Here is a 17,888-nt window from a genome sequence, read left to right as displayed (position 1 = left end):
GCGACTCCTCAGTGCACGTCGTGGCTCGCCCCGTAGCTGTGGATGTAGAAGCGGCTACCTGGCCCCGATGCCTGGGTCGCGGGCGCGGCAACCCGGCTGGCCTCTTGTTCGGCGCAGGTCAGCAGTTCCGCCTCTCGCCACTCTTCGCCATCCCATTGCTGAAACATCAACTCGGATACGGGGATGACCTCGAGCGTGCCCGTCCAGTCCGTGGGGCTGGCTCCGACCTGGAGCGCCCGGGACACCAGGGCGATCGACTCGGGGATCGCCATCCCGGCCAGGCTGGTGATCGTCGGCCATGGCGCCAGTCGCTTGTCGCCTGCGGGGAGGCCGAAGCGGTACAGGCCTTGCTGCCTGGATTCGCGCTGCGTAGGCGGGAAAGCCTTCCCGGAACTGCGTTTCCACGACAGGGTCGCGGCCGCCGGCTCCCACGTCTGGGCCTTGGAGAACCACAGGATCGCGCCGCCGCTGTTGGCATACGGGGCGGTCGTGGGCAAGAGTTTCCTGGTTTGGGTAATGGCTGGCAGGTGCGTGCCCACGGTGTAGTGCCAGACCAGTGGGGTGGACATCATTGCTCCTCTCGTGTTCGTTCAACTTGAGAATGGGCGATACCTGGCTCCCAAACAAGCAAGGGCACGGACCATTGCGAGCGCAACAATAGAGCAACACCTCTAGATCCTTGGGCGATAAGCGCATGAGCGCCGTGTCCTGACCTTCCGCCGACCGGTCGGCCCCGCTCCCGTTCTGAATGAGAGGCGTTAGCTGACCAACAGCCTTGTCCTGCACAAGATGGCCACGCGGACACCGCCGGCGTTACCTTGGCCGAATGCCAGCGTGATGTGCTGCAGCCTGGATGCCATAAACCGCAGCGGCGGTCACAAGGCCCATGATAAGGACGCCGAGCAGACCCAGCAGCACTGACAGCACCCGACCGAAGTCAGTCGATGGCACCACATCCCCATATCCGATAGTCAGTGCCGTAATTGCGCAGAAGTACACCACATGCCCCAACGACGCAGGCTCATGCGTAGCGGAATCGACCGCCCCACCCCCGTAGCGCATGGCGATTGACAGCGCGACAAATATCGCCAGCAGGAAGAACATGACGGATCGGAGATGCCATAGCACTCTCGCAAACTCACCGATCGCGTGGCTGGCATGGACGGTGACGTTGGAATAGTCTTCGTCTGCATCGCGCATCTGAGCTCTCCTCGATTTGACACAAATTTCGTTCAGGCGGCCGAGCAACCGTCGCGGTATGACAATTCAGGCGCCCCATGAATCCCTGCCAGAGGAAGGGTCGCCAGTGGCGGCACCCGCGCCAGGCTGGCGGCTGTCCTGCGGGTATTCGTCACTCTCTGCGCGCCTGTATCCGGCCCGACTTTGCAGCTGCCTTCAAGGCAGACCAATCGGCCTCGTTGCGTTCGGCGTACGCGAGCGAAAATTGTTGAATGGCCTCGTCGAAAGCGTCAGATTTTCCGAGATATCCACACAGCAGCGCCGGGTCGCCAGCCTTTGCCATCGAGTGGGCCAGTGCGTGGCCGCAGGACACCGCGTACTCGCTGAAATCCTTGCCGTCGAAAGTGCCGAAGTCGAAGGCACCTTTCATGTCGCGCAACTGGCGCACGTAAAAATCGGTGCTCGTTCTGGACCAGCCCAGGAAAATGTCGCTGGCGGACTGCAGAAGCCGTTGACCGTTGACTACCCTCTCGCCGTGGTTGCCATACTTGCTCGCAGGCAGGTATTGCTCGAGTACAGACGCACGCGCCTCCTTGACCTGCAGAAAGAGCGGACTCTCCCCGTCAGCCATGAAGAGTGCTTCATAACAGCGCGTACCGACCGAACCCACACCAACGACGCGCACTGCAACATCGACCATTTCGTAGCGATCGAACAACGCGCGCTGGGCGCCAGGCAGCGTCAGACGATACTCGGCAAAGAAACGCCGCAGCATGTCTTCAAACTGCTGCGACTCCTTGCGATTTTTGACCGGAAAGTGATAGACAAGCGGTGGCAAGTCCTTGATGCACAGTTTGCCGTTGACCAGTTCCGTGCCATGACTCAAAACGAGTTGCGACGACTGCTGCCTGGCCTTGCTGATGACCGCCCGCTCTCTCCGCCTTAAAACGACCGAATCGGCAATGTCCACCATGCTGTCCGCGCCGAACTGGTAGTACCAGACGTCGAGCGTGTCCATTGTGCTGAACTCTGCCATGCACTGGCGGAAGGTCGCGCACAACCGGCGAACAATGGCCCGCTGCTCGCGCACACCAAGACCGCGTTCGCGAGCGGCAATGGCAAAAGAGGTGGCGAGCCTGCGAACGTCCCAGTCGAAGGGGCCCGGCAGCGTTTCATCGAAGTCATTGGGGCCGAACAGGATGCGGCGCTCCGGGCTGGCAAACAAACCGAAATTTGCCAAATGTGCATCGCCGCCCAACTGTACGATGATGTCCGTCCGTGGCAGCCTGGCCAGATCGAATGCCATGACAGATGCCGCGCCGCGATAGAAGGCGAACGGACTCGCCAGCATCCGGCCGTAGCGGATCGGTATCAGGTCCGGAACCCGGCCGTTATTGGAAGCCTCGATCAAATCGACCGGGTCCCGTTGCACCAGGTTGCAGGTCGCAAGTATCGCGCGCGGCAGACGCTGGCGTGCCGCCTTCCCTGCATCGATCCGTGAAGCGCGAGGACCGCGCCCGGCAAACAGCCCGGAAAGGTCATCAGGCTCTGCAGCCCGAGGCTCCGCCTGTTTTACGGATGCCGCCTCGCGCCGAACCTTCGAAGTCTTTGGCATGACAGTTCGAGATCGATGCACGTTGTCGTGCAGATCACGCCGGCGGGGCGCCAGGAACGGAACTGGGCGGCGGCGCTTCACGGAGGATCTTGATTGCCGCTTCCAAGGTCGGGAATATCTCGTGATGCCCGGCAACCCCGCCGAGCGCGCGATAGATTTCCAGCTCTGTCAGCACCCCCTCAGGTATCGCAACCGTAGCGATACCTACGCCGCGCCGGTCCAGTTCCTGGCAAAGCTGCTGCAGGGTTTTGCCCGCGGTGTAGTCGATATTGAATATCTCGGACGCATCGATGACGACCCAATTTACCTTTGCATTCGTCTGCTCGACGAGTCTCAGGACCTCCTCCATGAAGCGGCCCGAATTTGCGTAGAAGAGGTCCGCCTCGAAGCGATAGGCGACGATTCCCGGTGCCGCGAACAGGTCTGGTGCCACATCGTGCGTTGCCCAAAGCCCGCTGGGATGCGGCGTCAGAACACGCGTGCGCAGCCGGTAGCTGTAGCGCGTATGGTCTATCAGCGAAAGCAGCACAGCGGCAAGAATGCCGTGCATGACATCGACGAAAACCACCACACCCGCGGTGATCAGGGCGATAAGGAATTCGTCCTTCTGGACGCGGAACAGCTCCTTCATGCCATTCACATCGATCAGCTTCACGCCGATCATGAAGACGATTGCCGAAAGCACCGCCGCCGGCAGGAAGCTCAGCGGCCCGGTCAGAAACAACAGCACCAGCAGAACGATGACTGCAGTGGTCAGATGGGCGAACTGGGTTCGTCCGCCCGCGTCATCAACCATCTCCGTCTTGGTCGGGCTCCCGTTGACCACGAAGGTGCCGGTCAGCGCAGCCACCGCATTCGCCCCGGCAAGGCCGACGATATCGACGTTGTCATCACTTCGCTCGTTGTAGCGATTCGCATATGCACGCGCAGTGGCCGCACTTTGCGCGATGATGACAATGAAACACGAGGCGGCCGTCACCAGCACCTGCTCCAACTGGGACGCGTTCAAGGTCGGCAGTGAAAGGGATGGCAACCCGCTGGGAACCTTGCCGATGACCTCGATACCGTGCCGCGAGAAATCGAATGCCGCGCTGGCTGCAATCGCGCCGATCACGGCAATCAGCGCGCCCGGGGCGCGCGGCGCGAATCGTTTGCATCCGAGAATCACGACCAGCACCGCGCACGTAAGTGCAGTCGTGACCAAGCTGATCGCGCCAAACCGCTGAAATACCGAGACGACTTGAAAAAGCGGACCATGCCCCTGCTTGGCCAATCCGACCAGACCCGCAAGCTCACCGGCGGCAACTTGTACGCCGACGCCGGTAAGAAAACCTATCAACGCGCTGCGCGACAGGAAATCGGCAAGAAAGCCAAGGCGAAGAATTCGTGCAAGCACGAGCATGATCGCAACGGCCATGGCGACGGCGCTGGTCAGGCCGACATACTCCGGGCTGCCCAGTGCCGCGACGGCCACCAGGGAGCTTGCGAGGATGGCTGCTGTAGCCGAGTCGGCAGCAACGACCAGGTGCCGCGATGCCCCCAGCAGGGCAAAGGCCACCATTGGCAGCAATATTGTGTAGAGCCCGGTGACGGTCGGGGTGCCCGATATCTTGGTGTATCCCATTACCTCCGGGATGCCGAGCGCGGCCAGCGTGATTCCGGCGACGATATCGTGAGGCAGTTGCGAGCGGTTGATGGGCAGCAAGCCTTTCAAGAAGGGCATGCGATGAGCGGGAGCATTGGTCGGGGTAGTCACCAGCATTTCGTGGGCCTCGAAACGGGACGTTTTCTTCTTCAGCCGACGCAGTGGAATCCGCTCGACCGGCTACCACGCAGGACGCACTTTGCTATGACCACACCACCGAGAGTTCTGCACATTCCCGCCTGAATACATCATAGCGTCACGATTTCAAATCGTAGCCCGGCTGTGTACCGCGATGCAGCATAACCGTGGGCGTGGGCGGGCTGCAGGGGCGTACGGTTGACCCTGGGCCGCGCCGTTCTGGCATCGAATGTGCAATAGGCGCCTCAGATCCATGGGTCATGTCACGGAAGTGCGAACAGGCTGATTCTGCAAAAACAGCCTTTGCGATCTCCCTTGGCAATAACCTTCCCTGTGCTAAGGTTTTATATGACCTATTCGATGGCGCGCCCCGTGTGACGACGCCACCGCAAAATGGGAGGGCGCGGGCAGCATGGTACGTCTGAACATAGAAGGACGAGAAATCGGAGCGCCGGCCAACTGCTCCATTCTGCAGGCGTTCATCCACGCGGGCGAGACGCTCGTCGAAGGTGTCGGCTGCATGGGCCAGGGCGTGTGCGGGTCCTGCCGGGTCATGGTGCGGCGCCGTGGCGAGCAGGAGGTCACCACCGCGCTGGCCTGCGAGACGATGGTCGAGGACGGCATGCAGGTCGCCTTTCTTGATTACTTCACCTCTTCGTCGCGCCATGTCTATCGGATCGACGAGATCGGCGATAGCTGGCAGATCCTGCGCACGATTGCCGAGACCTTTCCGGAGGCCGCCCACTGCCGGCATTGCAGCGGCTGCGACCGGGCCTGCCCCAAGCAACTCGACGTCCAGCGCGGCGTCAATCTGGCCGTGGCGGGCGAATTGACCGAGTCGGCGGCGGTCTTCGACGAATGTGTCATGTGCAACCTGTGCACGCTGGCCTGCCCCGAACTGATCCAGCCGAACCACCTTGGCCTGTTCGTGCGACGGATGATCGCCGCCCTTTCCCTGCGTCCGGCAAACCTGATGCAGCGGCTGCAACAGATCGAGCGTGGCGAGATGACGATCGACCTGGACGCGCCGGGCGCGCATCCCCCACAACAAGGTTGAGGCACGACAAACCATGCCGGCCAGCATCCCCTATGAGGTGGCATGCCAGCGCTACAAGCGCGGCGTGACGCCCCCCATGCGCGACGATGCAACGTCCGTCGACGCCCTCCTGAAGGCCTATCACCCCGATCACGGACCCAATGCCAGAGTCGCCCTGTCTGTCGGGCCAAACCGTGGCGACCCCTGCCAGCCGGATCTCGCGCGCTGCCTGCAGGCCAATGCCCTGATAGACGATGTCGACATCGCCGGCGCGCAGCTCGTCACGACAGACGTCCTTGTCATTGGCGGCGGCGGTGGGGGTTGTGCCGCGGCGCTGACCGCTGCCGCGCAAGGTGCACAGGTCGTCCTGGCCACCAAGCTGCGGCTGGGCGACAGCAACACTGTGATGGCCGAAGGCGGCATCCAGGCGGCAATCGGCGAAGACGACAGCCTGCAGATGCATTTCGAGGACACCCTGCGCGCAGGCCATTTCTGTGCCGACCGTGAACTCGTCGCGCAAATGGTCTCGGATGGTCCCGACGTGATCCGGTGGCTGATTCGGCTCGGCATGATGTTCGACCAGACGGAAGACCGGCCGATCGGCGGCAACCTGCTGCGCAAGAAGCCCGGCGGCGCCTCTGCGGCGCGCATCCTGTCCTATCGGGACTACACCGGGCTGGAAATGATGCGCGTACTGCGCGAAGCGGTAGACCTGGATGCCGGTGTCGCCGTATGGAACCGCTGCCCGGTAGTCGAGTTGCTGTCTGACGAGCGCGGGCGCTGCGCCGGCGCCGTGATCTACAACCTCGAATGGGGTGCCTTCGTGCTGGTGCGTGCCCGGGCGGTGATCCTCGCCACAGGCGGTGCGGGCCGGCTGCATCTGAACGCGTTCCCGACGTCCAACCACTATGGCGCAACGGCCGATGGGCTGGTGCTGGCCTATCGCATGGGTGCCCGGCTGCGCGAGCTTGACTCATTCCAGTACCATCCCACCGGCATCGCCTTTCCGCCCCATCTGGCCGGCGGACTGATCTCGGAAGCCGCGCGCTCCGCCGGGGCAAAGCTGATCAACGGCATGGGCGAGCGATTCGTGGACGAACTCAAGCCGCGCGACGTGGTGGCTTCGGCGATTCTGCGCGAGTGCGCGGAGGGCCGCGGAATCAGCCGCGACGGGCAGGTTGGCGTGTTTCTCGACACGCCCACGCTTGAACTGGAGCATCCCGGCATCCTCGCCAAACGCCTTGTCACCCTGACCCATCTTGCGCACAAGTGCGGGCACGACGCCGCGCAGGAGCCCTTCCTGGTCTACCCGACGCTGCACTACCAGAACGGCGGCGCAGCCATCGACAAGGACGGCGCCACCAACGTGGCGGGCCTCTACGGCGTGGGCGAAGTTACCGGGGGCATCCACGGGCGCAACCGGCTGATGGGCAACGCCCTGCTCGACATCCTGAGCATGGGGCGCCGTGCTGGCGCAAAGGCTGCGGAATCGGTACGCGGTGTGCTGCCCAGCCGCGCCGGCATCGGCCACGTGCATGCATGGCAGCGCGAATTGACGCTGGCGGGCCTGCCGTTGCATATCCAGGCGCCGCAGCTGTTTCCCGGTTACGCGCATTTCGATCTCCGTGTCGACGCCGGCCTGCGCGCCGGCACCCGAGGCCGTACGGTAGGCAGCCTACGATGAGCGATGCCATGGAACGCCCGAACAAGGTACTGCTGAATAAAGAGATCCAGGTCGGTGCCGACCTGGCCGCGTGGCTTGCACACGGCGGCGGCGAAGGGCTGGCCAGGGCGCTTGCCGATCCGGCCGCGATCATCGGCGAAATCGCCCAGGCGGAACTGCGCGGCATGGGTGGCGCCGGCTTCCTGACGCATCGGAAATGGGCGCCGGTCGCGGCAGCGCCCGATGGCGACAAATACGTGATTTGCAACGGCAACGAAGATGAGCCGGGCACGTTCAAGGATCGCGTCCTGTTGGAGCACACGCCACACCAGGTGATCGAGGGTGCGCTGATCGCCGCCGCCGCGACCCGGGCCAACCATGTTGTCCTGTACGTCAACCCGCACCAGGCGCAACCCCTTGCGGTCACGCGCCTGGCGGTCCAGCAATGGCAGGCACATCCGCTATTCGACCAATTGGCGAGCGTGGTCGGTGGTGCCGTATCCCTGCGCGTCATGCCAAGCTCGGGGCTGTATATCGGTGGCGAGGAAACGGCGGTGATCGCCAGCGTCGAGGGCGGATTTCCGTTTCCACGCCGCAAGCCGCCCTACCCGGCCGAACACGGCGTTCATGGCGCGCCAACCATCGTGAACAACACCGAGACGCTGGCCCACGTGCCAGGCATCCTGCGCCACGGCGCGCAGTGGTACCGCGACCTGGGCCTCGGCAAGGCAGTGGGCACGAAGCTCTATTCGCTTTCGGGTGACGTGCTGCGCCCGGGCCTCTACGAATTGCCCATGGGCACCAGCCTGGAATCGCTGGTATTCGGGCACGGCGGCGGCATGCTTCAGGGCAAGGAGTTCAAGGCCGTCTTTACGGGGGGGCCCTCCAACACCCTGCTGACCAAGCGCGATCTCGACGTGGCGCTGGACTTTGATTCCGTGCGCCAACGTCGTTCCAGCCTCGGCACCGGGGCGATGATCGTTGTCTCGGAAGGCACCAGCATCGTGCGCAAGGTTGCCGAGTATGTGAGCTTCTTCGCCCAGGGTTCATGCGGCCAGTGCCCGTCCTGCAAGGGTGGCACGTTCCAGTTGATGCGGCTGCTCAACCGGATCGACACCGGCCGCGGGGTGCGGGCGGACGTGGAGGCATTGGAGAATCTGTGCCGCATCCTCCCGGGGAGCGGCCGCTGCGGACTGATCGACGGCGCCGTGACCGTGGTGGAGAGCTCCATGCACCAGTTCCGCGAGGAGTACGAAAGCCTGTTGACGGCCTGACGCGGCCGTCGGCACCGCCCCAGCCACCGGGCCGTGCGGCCATGGGGCCTCACCAGAAGCCCAGCACCTTCCACCAGAGGCCGCCGACCACGGCGAAGACCAGCAGTTCGAACACGCACATCACCGCGCCCGCCCGCCACCACTGTCCCAGCGTGACATAGCCACTGCCGAAGATGATCGGCGAGGTGCCGGTCGCGTAATGGGTCAACGTCATCATGATCGCCGACCCGGCCGTCATCATCAGCATGAACGGCGGGATGTACTCCGGCGGAATCAGATGCGCCCCCACCGTGAGAAACGCCAGCATCATGGCGCTGATATGGGCGGTGGTGCTGGCGAACAGGTAGTGCGAGAACACGAAAGCCAGCACCAGCACGGCGGCGATCCCTTTCCACTCCATGCCGCTGGCGGCGATGGCGTCCCGCATGTCGGCCGAGAACCAGGCGATCACGCCCAGCTTGTTGAGTTGCTCTGCCAGCATGACCAGTGCGCCGAACCAGATCAGCGTGTCCCAGGCGCTTTTTTCGGAAAGCACATCGTCCCAGTCGATGGTCCCCGTGATGATCAGCGCAAACAGGCCAAGAAAGGCCACCACGGTTGGATCAAGCGTGTAGGCGGGCCCGAAGATCATCGCAGGCAAGTTGGCCCACAAGACCAGCATCATGGCGAACACGCCCATCATCACGCGCTCCTTGCCGCTCAGCGGCCCCATGCGCGCAAGCTCGCCGCGCGCGTAGTCGACGGCGTTGGGCGTGACCTTCAGCTCCGGCGGGGACAGCAGGTAGATGATCAGCGGCATCACGAACAGGCAGAGCAGGCCCGGCAGCAGCATGCATAGCGCCCAGGTGGTCCAGGTCAGGTGCAGCGCCTGCCCACTGGCCTTGGCCACGTAATCCACCACCAGCGGGTTTGGCGCCGTTGCGGTCAGGAACATGGCAGAGGTGATCGGATTGGCGTGGTAGTTCACCAGCGCCAGGTATGTCCCGACCTTGCCTTGCGTGCCCTTGGCCGGATCGGAGTCGAAGGCGCCCGCGATCGATCGCATGATCGGGTGGACGATGCCCCCGCCGCGTGCCGTATTGCTGGGCGTGAACGGCGCCAGCACCAGTTCGCAGATTGCCAGGCCGTACCCGATGCCTACGGTGCGCTTGCCCAGCGCCGCGATGAACATCAGCCCGATGCGATTGCCCAGCCCCGTTTTCTTCAACCCGCGCGAGATCAGGATTGCCACAACGATCAGCCAGATCAGCGGATTCGAGAAACTGCTAAGCGCATCGGCAATGGCACCCTTCGAGGTGGACGATGTCACCTGTGCGAGCGACACGATCACGATCGCCATCATCGCCATGACGCCAATCGGCATCACCTTGAGAATGATGGCAACAATCGTCGTCAGGAAGATGGCAACCAGATGCCAGGCTTCGGGCTTGAGCCCTTCTGGTGCCGGAAGCAGCAGCAGGGTTACCAGGACAACCGTGGCAATAATGGCGGGAGTCAGCCGGAATGGAACGACTGACACGAAGTAGCGGTACATCGCTATCAGCTTGGACAGCATTGCTGTGGACCTCCCTCGCGCGGGATGCGGCGAATACCAATTTCCGGATGACGGATTTTTCGGTTTTTACCCGCTGAAATATGCTGCGTCAAGCGTTTTCAGACAAGATCGTTTCTGAGGGTTGTTGCTTCTAGGCCTTTGGGTCCATACCCAAGCCCGACTACAGGGCACTAAGCTCGCCTTAGCGAATTCCCGGAACCCGCAGTGGAGACGACCATGGAAAAAGCCGAACACGCAAAAAAGCCGCTCTATAAGTCTCTGTACTTCCAGGTCATCACCGCCATTATTCTCGGCGTCCTGCTGGGCCATTTCCATCCGCAGACCGGCGAGGCGATGAAACCGCTGGGCGATGGCTTTATCAAGCTGATCAAGATGATCATTGCCCCGATTATCTTCTGCACTGTCGTGGTCGGCATTGCCGGCATGGAGGATATGAAAAAGGTCGGCAAGACTGGCGGGCTGGCGCTGCTGTATTTCGAGATTGTCAGCAGCATTGCACTGCTGGTCGGCTTGCTGATTATCAATATCGTCAAGCCGGGGGCAGGCATGAACGTCGATCCGTCCACGCTCGATACAAAGGGAATCGCCGCCTATACCGGCCCGGGAAAAATGCAGGGCACGGTCGAATTCCTGATGAACGTGATTCCGAACACCGTCGTCGACGCGTTCGCCAAGGGCGAAATCCTGCAGGTCCTGCTATTTGCCGTCATGTTCGGCTTTGCGCTGCACAGGTTCGGCGGGCGCGGCACGCTGGTTTTCGACTTTATCGAGAAATTCTCGCACGTGCTGTTCACGATCGTCGGCTACATCATGAAGGTCGCGCCGATTGGCGCCTTCGGTGCCATGGCATTCACCATCGGCAAATACGGCGTGAGCTCCCTGCTCCAGCTTGGCCAGTTAATGGCCACCTTCTACGCCACCTGCCTGCTTTTCATCTTTGTCGTGCTCGGTTCCATCGCACGGTTCCACGGATTTTCGATCTGGAAGTTCATCAAGTACATCAAGGAGGAACTCCTGATCGTGCTCGGCACATCGTCGTCGGAATCGGTGCTGCCGCGCATGATGGCGAAGCTTGAGAATCTCGGTGCCCGCAAATCGGTGGTCGGCCTGGTTATCCCGACCGGATACTCGTTCAATCTGGACGGCACCTCGATTTACCTGACCATGGCCGCGGTGTTCATTGCCCAGGCCACCAATACCGACATGACCCTGACCCAGCAACTCACCTTGCTCGCGGTGCTGCTGCTGACCTCGAAGGGCGCAGCCGGCGTTACCGGCAGCGGCTTTATCGTGCTGGCAGCCACGCTTTCCGCAGTGGGGCATGTGCCGGTAGCAGGGCTTGCCCTGATTCTCGGCATCGACCGGTTCATGTCCGAGGCGCGTGCCCTGACCAACCTGATCGGCAACGGCGTCGCCACGGTCGTCGTGGCAAAGTGGACCGGCGATCTGGATATGGAACGGATGCACAGCAGGCTGAATGGCGAGACCGACATCGAGGCGGACGAGCCAGAAGTGGTACTCGATCAGGTTGCGTCGCATATGCCGGACGCCGACGCCGGCGAGAAGCGATAGGCCGGACTTCACGCTGCGCGGCGCCAGTCCGTCATGGGTGCCGCCAACGTATTGTCATGTCCGGCCGCGCTGCGCCCCGCCGCTCCGGATCATTCCTGGGGATTCAGCTTTCGCAATGCCCGGGCGCGCTCCACCACCTCGAAGACGGCCATGCCGGCCAGCATGGCGGCGACGAATCCCGCTGCCTTGGAATAGCCAGTGCCCAGCGCCACCAGTGCCGGGCCCGGACAAAAACCTGCCAGCCCCCATCCCACGCCAAAACACGCACTGCCCAGCACCAGCCGCGCCGTGACACCGGTATTGGCGGGCCACTGAAGCGGCAACCCCAGAACCGTCCGGCCGCGACGCCGTGCAATCAAAACCCCGAGCACCGTCAGCGTGATCGCCCCGATCATGACAAAGGCGAGCGACGGATCCCAGGCACCTGCCAGATCGAGAAAGCCGAGCACTTTGGATGGATTGGCCATCCCGGACACAATCAGCCCAACGCCGAACACCAGGCCGGCCAGCAATGCAAACACGAATGGCATGCTCAGGCTCCCAGGATGTGCCGCTGCACGAAGACGGTCAGGAAGCCGGCCGCCATGAAGGTCAGGGTCGCCACGATGGATCGGACCGAGCCGCGCGACATCCCGCAGACGCCATGGCCGCTGGTGCAGCCACTGGCATAGCGGGTGCCGAGACCCACCAGAAAACCGGCCACCAGGATTTCGGGCCAGCCTGCCTCGATCCTGGATATCGCGGGAAAGCCAAATGCCGCCATCACGACCGGGGCGCCAATCAGGCCGGCGACAAAGGCGATTCGCCATGCCACATCGTGGCGTGGCAAGGCGAGCAGTCCACCCAATATCCCGCTGATGCCGGCGATCCGGCCGTTGAAGAGCAACAGCACCGTTGCCGCAACACCGATAAGGATTCCGCCAGCCAGCGAAGCCCACGGCGTAAAGCTGGAGAAGTCGACCAGCATTATCGTAGTTCCTCCAAGAAAACCGTGATCATGCCACGCGCCTTATCCTGGGCGGGAAACGTGCTCAAAAGCGGATCGTTGCCATGCGCAGATGATGAAGCAGCGCCACGCTGTGTTGCCCATAGAACCAGAGATCGTCGGACACGAAGAAGGCAATCAGCCACGAGGCCGCGACGACAAACAGGTCGCAGCGTCCGCTCTTCCACAAGTTCAGCGAATGACGCCCGGCAATCCATGGTACGCCGAGCGGGTTGGGCCAGTCGGCCAGCAGGTGCATCACGCCGCCGCAGGCGAAACCGAATGCCGGTGCCGCCAGCACGTTCGTGCCAAGGGCGTAATAGGCCCACACCAGCAGGCCGACCCACGCAACGCCCCAATGCGTCCAGGATCGATGCGTAATCCAGAGGCGCCGCGACCTGGACCACCACGCAACTTCCAGCCAGTCTGGCGCGGTGCTGCCGAACAACGCCGCCACGAATCCGAGCACGCCTTCCCAATACCAGCCGTTGCCACCGTGCCTGGCAATAACGGCAACGGCGATAACGGCCGCCGCCCATCCGGTGGCGTGATGTGCCTTGTTTGAAGCCATGGTGACGCGATGCTGGTTCGGCTGCGGTGATCGAGGGGGCGCAATCTTGGCAGATGTGCGCGCGAAACGCCAGCGATGCAGGCAACGCCCGCATTGATTGTCTGGTCCAGCGTGCAATGCGGGGCCGCAACAGTAGGCCCTTGGTCCAATGGAACACGCGACTTGATCGGACTACCGTGAGCGGACCTCACTCTGGAGCGAAAGCATGAAGCCCATCGTCATTCTGGCCAGCGCCGTACTTGCCTTGTCTGCCCTGCCCGCCATGGGTCAATCGGCAAGCGGCGCCAAGGCCCAGCCACCCAGCGACGAGATTGTCCATATGCGACAGGAAATCGCGGCGGCACGGAAGACATACGACACCAAGGTTGCCGAGGCAAAGAAGATCTACAACGAAGCGAAGGCCGCGGCGGCCAAGGAACGTGATGCGGCGATTGCCACCGCGCGCGCCAACGCGAATCAGAAGTCGTAGCAGCCAGGTATCCGCGGTGACGCGCCAGCCCCGCAGCGGCGCGCCCGCCACCATCGCATGGCCGTCTTCATAGACGGCCATGCCGATCCACGACGATCCAGGCCGCCGTCGCCCCAGACCTGACCTCGCCTGACCACGCCTGACCAAACCGGCCGGCAGCCAAGGCCACCGTGTCCGCCCCACCCGCCGAACCGAAGTGCCGCCAACCGGTACAATCGCCCCGCGGTCATCGCAGTACGCCTCCCGTCAACGAGATCCATCCCCTGCCCGGCTGGCTACAGGGCCAGCATCGCGCCGGCGCGCCGGTATTTCCATGAAAACAACCCGCATCGATTCGACCACGCTGTTCCTGCTGACGTTTCCGCCGCTGGCCTGGGCCGGGAATGCAATCGTAGGGCGTCTGGCAGCCGGCAGCGTGCCGCCGATCACGCTGAATCTCGTACGCTGGATCATTGCCGGACTGCTGCTGGTGCCCTACGCCTGGCCAGGCGTGGTTGCCCATCGGGCGGCCTTGTGGCGGCACACGGGCATGCTGGTTGCCATGGGCGTATTGTCGATCGCCAGCTACAACGCGTTCCAGTACCTCGCACTGACTACCTCCTCGCCGATCAATGTCACCCTGATTGGCGCATCGACACCCCTTTTCCTGCTGATCATCGGCGCCTGCTTCTTCCGGGAACGGCTGCGCACGTGGCAGGTGGCCGGCGCCCTGCTGTGCCTGGTGGGCGTGTCATTCGTATTGATGCGTGGCGAACCGGGCCGGCTGGCCCAGCTTGAGTTTGTCGCGGGCGACCTGTTCATGCTGGCGGCAACCATTGCCTGGAGCATCTATACCTGGCTGCTTCGCAAGCACCGGCCCGACCTGCCGCTGCGGGTACTGCTGTTCGCGCAGATCGTTACCGGCGTGATCGCGAGCCTGCCGATTGCGGCATGGGAAATCGGCACGCTGACCCAGCCGCTGCAGTGGAGCGGCAAGGTCGGCTGGATCCTGCTCTACGTGGGCACCGTGCCGTCGCTGCTGGCGTACTTCGCCTGGGATCGCGCCATCGCCCGTGCCGGCGCCCAGCTGCCGGTGTTCTTTATTACGCTGACGCCGCTGTTTGCCGCCGTGCTGTCGACCGTGCTGCTGGGCGACTCGCCGCACTGGTACCACGCCGCCGGCCTGGTCTGCATCGGCGCAGGCATCTGGCTGGCGCAGCGCCGCTAGGCCGGCGCCAGACAAAAAAGCCCAGCCATGCGGCTGGGCCAAAAAGCGGGTCAAGTCCGATGCAGGATTGCCTTACCGCACCGATTTGAACGCCGCACGGAGTTCCTCCGCAAACAGCTGCGGCTGTTCCCACGCCGCGAAATGCCCGCCCTTTGCCACCGAGTGGTAGTAGTACAGCGACGGGTACGCCTGCTTGCTCCAGCTTTCCGGTGCCTGGTAGATCTCGTGCGGGAACACGCTGATAGCCACCGGCACCTTGATTTCGCGCGTCTTCTGGGTCTCGGCACTGAAGTTGTTATTGTTGTTCTCCCAGTAGAAGCGCGATGACGAAGCCCCCGTATTGGTCAGCCAGTAGAGCGTGATGTCGTTCAGGATGGCATCGCGCGACAGCACCCGCTCGGGCACGCCGCCGCTGTCGCTCCACTCGGCAATCTTCTCGTAGGTGAATGACGCCAGGCCCACCGGCGAATCCGACAGCGAATAGCCGATGGTCTGCGGACGCGTCACCATCATCGCGCCATAGGCGGCATTGCGGCCAAAGAAGCTGCTCAATGACTGATAGGCCTTGCGCTCCGGATCGGTCAGTTCCGAAGGCGCTGCATCGCCGGCCAGGATCGACTTCATCAGCGGCCCCGGCACCGTGGCCGGCATGTTCAGGTGGATGGCCTTGAGCCCCGGCGGTGCCTGGCGGGCCAGCGCATCGGAAATGACCGAGCCATGGTCGCCACCCTGCGACACGTAGTGCGTATAGCCAAGCCGCTTCATCAGGGTGTCCCATGCGCGCGCCGTGCGGTCGGGGCCCCAGCCCAGTTCCGTCGGACGGCCTGAGAACCCATAGCCCGGAATTGAGGGAATGATCACGTCGAAGGCATCTTCCGCGCGACCACCGTAGGCCGTGGGATCCGTCAGCGGCCCGATGGTCCTGGTGAACTCGAACACCGAGCCCGGCCAGCCGTGCGTCAGGATCAGCGGCAACGCGTTGGGATGGCGCGACTTCACGTGGATGAAATGGATATCCAGGCCATCGATCTTCGTCACGAACTGCGGCAGCGCGTTGAGCTGGGCCTCGGCCTTGCGCCAGTCGTACTGCGTGCCCCAGTACTTGACCAGTTCCTGCACACGGGCGGTCTGGATGCCCTGGGATTCGTCGCTGACGGTTTCCTTGTCGGGCCAGCGGGTGGCGGCAATGCGGCGGCGCAGGTCATCGAGCTGGGACTGCGGCACATGCACACGGAACGGACGGATGCTCTCGTCGGCGTTGACCTGCGCGGCGGCGACCTTTGCCTTGGGGGCGGCGTCCGCAGCCACGGCGGGCTGGAGATAGCCGGCAAAGGCGATGGCCGCCAGGGCGGCAGTGGCTGCAACCGTCCGGCGCGCTGCCGGAAAGTCTCGGGTCAAAACATGGGACATGATGGGTCTCCTGGTTGGCTCCGGCCCATGCCATGCGGCAAGGATCGGGAGCGGGCGTGAATGAACCATCGCAGTCTAGAAATCGAATGCACGCATGAAATGTCGGCCCGGCCACGTTTTTGGATCGCCATGTATCACCTTGCCCGGGCGATACAGCGTGATACAGAGCGCGCGGCCATCCGGCGCTCCGTAACACCTTGTACCAACGGGCGCCACGGATACATTGCGACACATAACGCGATAGATTGCCGGCCGGCGTACTGCTATAAGTTGCAGCGAAAGCCTGGACCGGCCATCCCTCTTGTCCTCCCTCGCCAGAACAGGCCTACCCAGGCAACCCCAAGAAAAAACGCCCTGATGAAATTCGAGTCCTTCGCCTCCCCCGCCTTCTTCGAAAACCCGTACCCGCTGTACGAGCAGGTCCGCAGCGCCGGCGCCCTGTTGCCGCTGGGCCCGAACATCTTCGTCACGGGCCGCTTCCACGTGATCGACGCCCTGCTGCGTGACCGCCGCATGGGCAAGACCTACCTGCAGAGCGTGCAGGCCCGCTACGGCGAGGCTGCCACGCAAGACCCGGTGTTCCAGGCGCTGAGCCGCACCTTCCTGATGATGAATCCGCCGGCCCACACCCGGCTGCGGGCCTTGCTGATGCAGGCGTTCAACCGGCGGCAGGTCGAAGCGCTGGCGCAGATCGTCGAGACCACCACGCGCAGCCTGCTCGACCGGATCGGCAACAGGACCGAATTCGATCTGATTGCCGATTTCGCCTTGCCGCTGCCCGTAGAGATCATCTGCAGACTGCTCGATATCCCGGTCGAAGACGGCGTGAAGCTTGGCACGGCGGCCAGCCGGCTGGCCAGCGCGCTCGATCTGGCACCGCTCGATGCCGGCCAGCTGGCAGAGGCCAACGAGGCAGCGCTGACGCTGGAGGCCCATTTCCGCAACGTGGTGGCCCAGCGGCGTGCACAACCGGGCGATGACCTGATTTCGAGCCTGCTGGCGGTCGAGGCGGACGGCGCGACGCTGACCGAGGCCGAGATCATCTCGAACGTGATCCTGTTGTTCGTGGCCGGCCACGAGACCACATCAAACATGATCGGCAACACGATGATCGCGCTGTTCCGCGCGCCGGCCGAACTGCAACGTCTGAAGGCGGGTCTGTCGGATCGGTCGCTGGTTGCCAGCGCCGTGGCGGAGTGCCTGCGCCATGACGGCGCCGTGCAGATGGTGGTGCGCACGGCCTTCGAAGACGTGGCGCTGGACGATGTGAGCGTGCCGCGCGGCAGCATCGTCTTCATGCTGATCGGTGCCGCCAACCGCGATCCGGCCGTGTTCAGCAATCCCGACTGCCTGGACCTGTCCCGCGAAGGCGCGCCGTCGTTGTCGTTCGGCGGCGGCATTCACTATTGCCTGGGGGCGCGGCTGGCTACGCTTGAACTGGAATCGGCGATTGCCGGGGTGCTTGGGCGCTTTCCGGCGTTGCAGCCGGTCGATCTGGCGCAGCTGTCATGGCACCGACGCAATAACCTGCGCGGCGTGCAATCCCTGCGCGTTCGCACGCGCTGAAGC

The 17,888-nt window shown here is 63.3% G+C and carries 16 protein-coding genes; 7 read left to right on the top strand and 9 right to left on the bottom strand.

Features of this window, described 5'->3' with window-relative positions; all coding sequences use genetic code 11:
* Positions 1–8: 8 nt before the first annotated feature.
* The 4 genes from ACOABP_RS18690 to ACOABP_RS18675 all read right to left on the bottom strand — a co-directional run bounded on the left by ACOABP_RS18690 (position 9) and on the right by ACOABP_RS18675 (position 4,556).
* Positions 9–572, bottom strand: coding sequence for a hypothetical protein (locus ACOABP_RS18690; protein WP_474229395.1), 564 nt, complete (start codon positions 570–572; stop codon positions 9–11).
* Between the two features lie 241 nt (positions 573–813).
* Positions 814–1,200 (bottom strand): ion channel, encoded by a 387-nt coding sequence (locus ACOABP_RS18685; RefSeq protein WP_474229393.1) that lies wholly within the window; start codon positions 1,198–1,200, stop codon positions 814–816.
* A 151-nt stretch (positions 1,201–1,351) separates the two neighbouring features.
* On the bottom strand, positions 1,352–2,794 hold the full coding sequence (locus ACOABP_RS18680; RefSeq protein WP_474229392.1) for a DUF2252 domain-containing protein: 1,443 nt from the start codon (positions 2,792–2,794) through the stop codon (positions 1,352–1,354).
* Between the two features lie 34 nt (positions 2,795–2,828).
* The gene (locus ACOABP_RS18675; protein WP_474229391.1) at positions 2,829–4,556 is read right to left on the bottom strand and encodes a SulP family inorganic anion transporter; all 1,728 of its coding nucleotides are present in this window, start codon (positions 4,554–4,556) and stop codon (positions 2,829–2,831) included.
* 433 nt (positions 4,557–4,989) lie between these two features.
* Here ACOABP_RS18675 and ACOABP_RS18670 point away from each other — a divergent pair, with 433 nt between their 5' ends.
* From ACOABP_RS18670 to ACOABP_RS18660, 3 genes are read left to right on the top strand one after another with little or no spacing between them, the layout of a single operon-like run.
* Entirely contained in the window at positions 4,990–5,634 is a 645-nt protein-coding gene (locus tag ACOABP_RS18670) for a 4Fe-4S dicluster domain-containing protein (protein WP_474229390.1), read from the top strand.
* A gap of 13 nt (positions 5,635–5,647) precedes the next feature.
* Positions 5,648–7,297, top strand: a complete 1,650-nt coding sequence (locus tag ACOABP_RS18665) for an FAD-binding protein (protein ID WP_474229389.1) — start codon at positions 5,648–5,650, stop codon at positions 7,295–7,297.
* A gap of 8 nt (positions 7,298–7,305) precedes the next feature.
* The gene (locus ACOABP_RS18660) at positions 7,306–8,550 is read left to right on the top strand and encodes a complex I 51 kDa subunit family protein (RefSeq protein ID WP_474229388.1); all 1,245 of its coding nucleotides are present in this window, start codon (positions 7,306–7,308) and stop codon (positions 8,548–8,550) included.
* 49 nt (positions 8,551–8,599) lie between these two features.
* Here ACOABP_RS18660 and ACOABP_RS18655 read toward each other — a convergent pair whose 3' ends face one another.
* Positions 8,600–10,105, bottom strand: coding sequence for a DASS family sodium-coupled anion symporter (locus ACOABP_RS18655; protein WP_474229386.1), 1,506 nt, complete (start codon positions 10,103–10,105; stop codon positions 8,600–8,602).
* A 216-nt stretch (positions 10,106–10,321) separates the two neighbouring features.
* Here ACOABP_RS18655 and ACOABP_RS18650 point away from each other — a divergent pair, with 216 nt between their 5' ends.
* Entirely contained in the window at positions 10,322–11,677 is a 1,356-nt protein-coding gene (locus tag ACOABP_RS18650) for a dicarboxylate/amino acid:cation symporter (RefSeq protein WP_474229385.1), read from the top strand.
* An 89-nt stretch (positions 11,678–11,766) separates the two neighbouring features.
* Here the strand turns inward: ACOABP_RS18650 and ACOABP_RS18645 are convergent, their stop codons facing one another.
* From ACOABP_RS18645 to ACOABP_RS18635, 3 genes are all read right to left on the bottom strand, one after another.
* Complete coding sequence (locus ACOABP_RS18645; RefSeq protein WP_474229384.1) at positions 11,767–12,207, bottom strand: DUF6691 family protein; 441 nt, start codon at positions 12,205–12,207, stop codon at positions 11,767–11,769.
* A 2-nt stretch (positions 12,208–12,209) separates the two neighbouring features.
* Positions 12,210–12,644, bottom strand: a complete 435-nt coding sequence (locus tag ACOABP_RS18640; protein ID WP_474229383.1) for a YeeE/YedE family protein — start codon at positions 12,642–12,644, stop codon at positions 12,210–12,212.
* 64 nt (positions 12,645–12,708) lie between these two features.
* Positions 12,709–13,233 (bottom strand): metal-dependent hydrolase, encoded by a 525-nt coding sequence (locus ACOABP_RS18635; RefSeq protein ID WP_474229382.1) that lies wholly within the window; start codon positions 13,231–13,233, stop codon positions 12,709–12,711.
* A 205-nt stretch (positions 13,234–13,438) separates the two neighbouring features.
* Here ACOABP_RS18635 and ACOABP_RS18630 point away from each other — a divergent pair, with 205 nt between their 5' ends.
* Positions 13,439–13,702, top strand: a complete 264-nt coding sequence (locus tag ACOABP_RS18630; RefSeq protein WP_474229381.1) for a hypothetical protein — start codon at positions 13,439–13,441, stop codon at positions 13,700–13,702.
* A 313-nt stretch (positions 13,703–14,015) separates the two neighbouring features.
* Positions 14,016–14,909, top strand: coding sequence for a DMT family transporter (locus ACOABP_RS18625; RefSeq protein ID WP_474229380.1), 894 nt, complete (start codon positions 14,016–14,018; stop codon positions 14,907–14,909).
* Positions 14,910–14,981: 72 nt separating this feature from the next.
* Here the strand turns inward: ACOABP_RS18625 and ACOABP_RS18620 are convergent, their stop codons facing one another.
* Entirely contained in the window at positions 14,982–16,319 is a 1,338-nt protein-coding gene (locus ACOABP_RS18620) for an epoxide hydrolase family protein (protein ID WP_474229379.1), read from the bottom strand.
* A gap of 357 nt (positions 16,320–16,676) precedes the next feature.
* Here ACOABP_RS18620 and ACOABP_RS18615 point away from each other — a divergent pair, with 357 nt between their 5' ends.
* A complete protein-coding gene (locus ACOABP_RS18615; protein WP_474229378.1) occupies positions 16,677–17,885 on the top strand; it encodes a cytochrome P450 in 1,209 nt (402 codons plus the stop codon).
* The last annotated feature ends 3 nt before the right edge of the window (positions 17,886–17,888 follow it).

The sequence above is a fragment of the Cupriavidus sp. HE11 genome (genome assembly GCF_056097175.1).
This window is presented reverse-complemented; position numbering and strand designations above follow the sequence as displayed.

Bases quoted from the DNA above. Each gene is read 5' to 3' on its own strand.
- ACOABP_RS18630 (WP_474229381.1), top strand. From the start codon at position 13,439: ATGAAGCCCATCGTCATTCTGGCCAGCGCCGTACTTGCCTTGTCTGCC.
- ACOABP_RS18625 (WP_474229380.1), top strand. From the start codon at position 14,016: ATGAAAACAACCCGCATCGATTCGACCACGCTGTTCCTGCTGACGTTT.
- ACOABP_RS18650 (WP_474229385.1), top strand. From the start codon at position 10,322: ATGGAAAAAGCCGAACACGCAAAAAAGCCGCTCTATAAGTCTCTGTAC.
- ACOABP_RS18690 (WP_474229395.1), bottom strand. From the start codon at position 572: ATGATGTCCACCCCACTGGTCTGGCACTACACCGTGGGCACGCACCTG.
- ACOABP_RS18655 (WP_474229386.1), bottom strand. From the start codon at position 10,105: ATGCTGTCCAAGCTGATAGCGATGTACCGCTACTTCGTGTCAGTCGTT.
- ACOABP_RS18645 (WP_474229384.1), bottom strand. From the start codon at position 12,207: ATGCCATTCGTGTTTGCATTGCTGGCCGGCCTGGTGTTCGGCGTTGGG.
- ACOABP_RS18670 (WP_474229390.1), top strand. From the start codon at position 4,990: ATGGTACGTCTGAACATAGAAGGACGAGAAATCGGAGCGCCGGCCAAC.
- ACOABP_RS18665 (WP_474229389.1), top strand. From the start codon at position 5,648: ATGCCGGCCAGCATCCCCTATGAGGTGGCATGCCAGCGCTACAAGCGC.
- ACOABP_RS18680 (WP_474229392.1), bottom strand. From the start codon at position 2,794: ATGCCAAAGACTTCGAAGGTTCGGCGCGAGGCGGCATCCGTAAAACAG.
- ACOABP_RS18615 (WP_474229378.1), top strand. From the start codon at position 16,677: ATGAAATTCGAGTCCTTCGCCTCCCCCGCCTTCTTCGAAAACCCGTAC.
- ACOABP_RS18660 (WP_474229388.1), top strand. From the start codon at position 7,306: ATGGAACGCCCGAACAAGGTACTGCTGAATAAAGAGATCCAGGTCGGT.
- ACOABP_RS18620 (WP_474229379.1), bottom strand. From the start codon at position 16,319: ATGTCCCATGTTTTGACCCGAGACTTTCCGGCAGCGCGCCGGACGGTT.
- ACOABP_RS18640 (WP_474229383.1), bottom strand. From the start codon at position 12,644: ATGCTGGTCGACTTCTCCAGCTTTACGCCGTGGGCTTCGCTGGCTGGC.
- ACOABP_RS18675 (WP_474229391.1), bottom strand. From the start codon at position 4,556: ATGCTGGTGACTACCCCGACCAATGCTCCCGCTCATCGCATGCCCTTC.
- ACOABP_RS18635 (WP_474229382.1), bottom strand. From the start codon at position 13,233: ATGGCTTCAAACAAGGCACATCACGCCACCGGATGGGCGGCGGCCGTT.
- ACOABP_RS18685 (WP_474229393.1), bottom strand. From the start codon at position 1,200: ATGCGCGATGCAGACGAAGACTATTCCAACGTCACCGTCCATGCCAGC.